The organism is Mesorhizobium sp. M7A.F.Ca.AU.001.01.1.1 (assembly GCF_004022735.1).
Classification (GTDB): domain Bacteria; phylum Pseudomonadota; class Alphaproteobacteria; order Rhizobiales; family Rhizobiaceae; genus Mesorhizobium; species Mesorhizobium ciceri.
The window spans coordinates 1-2,526 of sequence record NZ_RZPF01000842.1 but is presented as its reverse complement, the minus strand read 5'-3'; the positions used below and the strand labels follow the sequence as shown (position 1 = coordinate 2,526).

Annotated in this window: 4 protein-coding genes; 2 read left to right on the top strand and 2 right to left on the bottom strand. The window is 61.1% G+C overall.

From position 1 onward, the window contains the following. Nucleotides 1-496 (top strand): glycosyltransferase family 9 protein (locus EN884_RS32740; protein ID WP_281034862.1); only part of this gene is annotated, 496 nt, incomplete at its 5' end. A gap of 239 nt (nt 497-735) precedes the next feature. Here EN884_RS32740 and greA read toward each other — a convergent pair. Then, nucleotides 736-1,209: a transcription elongation factor GreA gene (greA, locus tag EN884_RS32735; RefSeq protein ID WP_013530066.1), complete on the bottom strand. Its 474-nt coding sequence runs from the start codon at nt 1,207-1,209 to the stop codon at nt 736-738. A 271-nt stretch (nt 1,210-1,480) separates the two neighbouring features. Continuing rightward, on the bottom strand, nt 1,481-2,020 hold the full coding sequence (locus EN884_RS32730) for a tetratricopeptide repeat protein (protein WP_063168815.1): 540 nt from the start codon (nt 2,018-2,020) through the stop codon (nt 1,481-1,483). A gap of 143 nt (nt 2,021-2,163) precedes the next feature. Here EN884_RS32730 and EN884_RS32725 point away from each other — a divergent pair. After that, nucleotides 2,164-2,526 (top strand): DUF3775 domain-containing protein (locus tag EN884_RS32725; RefSeq protein WP_128360999.1); only part of this gene is annotated, 363 nt, incomplete at its 3' end.

Sequence of the window (2,526 nt, the reverse complement as noted above, 5' to 3'; positions counted from 1 at the left end):
GGACTCCGGCATCGTGCCGCCCGCCGGCACCCTGGCGGGCACTTCTGGAAAAACCGCCTTCCTGCTGCACGGAACCAGCCGCGAAGACAAGAAATGGCCGGCCGAAGACTGGATCGGAACCGCCCACCTCCTGATTGAGCGGGGGATGACGCCGGTCACGACCTGGTCGAACGAGCGTGAGAAAACCGTGGCCGAGGCAATCGCAGGCGCCGTGCCGTCAACGATCGTGGTACCGAAATCGCCGCTGTCCGAAATCGCCGCGACTATCGGCGGCTCGACGCTGGTTATCGGCGCCGACACCGGGCTGACCCATCTTGCCAGTGCCTTTGGCCTGCCGACGGTCGCAATTTTCCTGGCAACAGAGCCGGGTCTGACCGGCCCGCGCGGACGCTACGCATCGACACTGCTGGCCTCGCATGGGGGGCGTGTTGTGCCGGTGCAGGTAGTGGCGGAAGCAGAAAAGCTATTGGCACTTAAACTACAAGCGCCGGCATAGGACCTTTCAGAATTCGCTCTGGCGAGTCGAATAGCGTGGTTCTTCGAGAACCGGAGCGGCGCGTACTTAAAGTACGTGAGCACCGGAAGCGCAGAAAACCGCCCGCGCATGCCCCCGAAAATCGTAATTGATTTTCGGAAAGGGATCATGCGCTAACTGAAAATCCTACAGCGTCCTTTGCGCGTCCGAGAGGACGCGCGGCGCTGTAGTCGGCCGCCAGAGTAGAATTATCAAAGGTCCTAGATGAACTGCACCTGGACGATCTCATACCCCCTGGCGCCGCCAGGCGCGTTGACCTCGATGGCGTCGCCGACTTCCTTGCCGATGAGCGCACGCGCGATCGGCGAGGAGATCGAGATGCGGCCGGACTTCACGTCCGCCTCCTGGTCGCCGACGATCCGGTAGGTCTTCTTTTCCTCGGTGTCCTCGTCGACCAGCACCACGGTGGCGCCGAACTTGATCTTGTCGCCGCTGAGCTTGCTGACGTCGATCACCTCGGCGCGCGCAATATAATCTTCAAGCTCGTTGACGCGGCCCTCGTTGAGGCTCTGCGCCTCTTTGGCGGCATGATATTCGGCATTTTCGGACAGGTCGCCATGCGAGCGCGCTTCGGAGATCGCCTCGATGATGCGCGGCCGCTCTTCCTGCTGGCGCCAGCGCAGTTCTTCCTTCAATGACGCGAACCCCTCGCCTGTCATCGGGACCTTGTTCATGATGCCTGCCTTTCCTGCTGCCACCCCCGCGTATCGGGGAAAGCCTTGTCGATGGGTACAAAAAGAAAACGGGTCCGGCAGCCTCGAGCTTACGGAACCGTTTCACCGCAATTTCCCTGAATATAGCAATGTCAGCGGGTTTTTCACGCCCAAAAATCGGTTTTGCTAAAATCATCCCCGTTTTCATCAGTCCGGGGCGATGAATGAGACCGGGGGCAACAAAAAACGGCCGCGATCGCTCGCGGCCGCTTGGAAGAGCCCTGGGATCTTTTCAGCTTCTCATGAAATGGTCGATCTGCTCGGCCAGCATGCCATATTCACGCGAACCCTTGCCGGTCCGCTTCTCGATTTCCATCAACTGCTGCTGGGCGCCGGCCAGATCGCCGATCTGCAGATGCGCTTCGCCGAGATATTCGCGCACCAGCGTGTAGTTCGGATCGATGCGCAGCGCTTCCTCGTAATAGCCGAGGCCGACGGTGACGCGGCCGGAATGGCGGTGCGAATAGCCGAGATAGTTGAGGATGCGCGGATCCTGCTTGTTGGCGGCGAGGCTGAGCACGGCAATCGCCTCGTCATAGCGCCCGGCCATCGCCAGCGCGTGGCCTGCATCATAGATGCTGTCGTCGTCGAGCATGCCTTCCTGGGGCGCGACGCACTTTTTCTTCTTCTTGTCCCAGACCTGGCCCTTCTTGCACTGGGTGACGGTTTCGTCACCGCCGCTGCCCCCGCTGCCCGCGGCGAACACCGGAACGGCAAGGAACTGTAGAACGAGCAATGCGCTCGCCGCCTGGATCAGCACTCTTTTATGCATCGAAACCTCCTGGAGGGGTGAGAATGCAATACTAACGCCGGTCGGCTTGCGTTTCATCCCGGAAAATTGCGGGCGGGAGAACATCAGGTGACGGATGCCGCGAATCCGCTATCATCCGGCAAACGACCTGAGGGAGACGGCCCTTGCAGCGGCGGCTTGAAAAGGACTGGGAGCTTTCGATCGGCCCCGACACGGTGCGCCTGTTCATCCTCAAGGCCAAGGCACTGAGTGCGGCCGTCAATGAAGACTATGCCGATGGCGCCGAGCACGAGGTCGAACTCGACGGCGAGTCCCATGTCAACCATCACCATGACGGCCTTGCCGAGGAAAGCTCCGAGAACCTGACCGAAGAAGAGCTGCGCGAGCTGATCAACGACCTCAATGTCGATGAAGCAGCCGAGCTGATCGCGTTGGCCTGGGTCGGTCGCGGCGACTACGACGCCACCGAATGGGCGGACGCGCTGGCCGCCGCGCGCGAACGCGCCAACAAGCGCACCGCGAAATAC

Coding starts and splice junctions, on each gene's coding strand:
- greA (WP_013530066.1), bottom strand. CDS start 1,209: ATGAACAAGGTCCCGATGACAGGCGAGGGGTTCGCGTCATTGAAGGAA.
- EN884_RS32730 (WP_063168815.1), bottom strand. CDS start 2,020: ATGCATAAAAGAGTGCTGATCCAGGCGGCGAGCGCATTGCTCGTTCTA.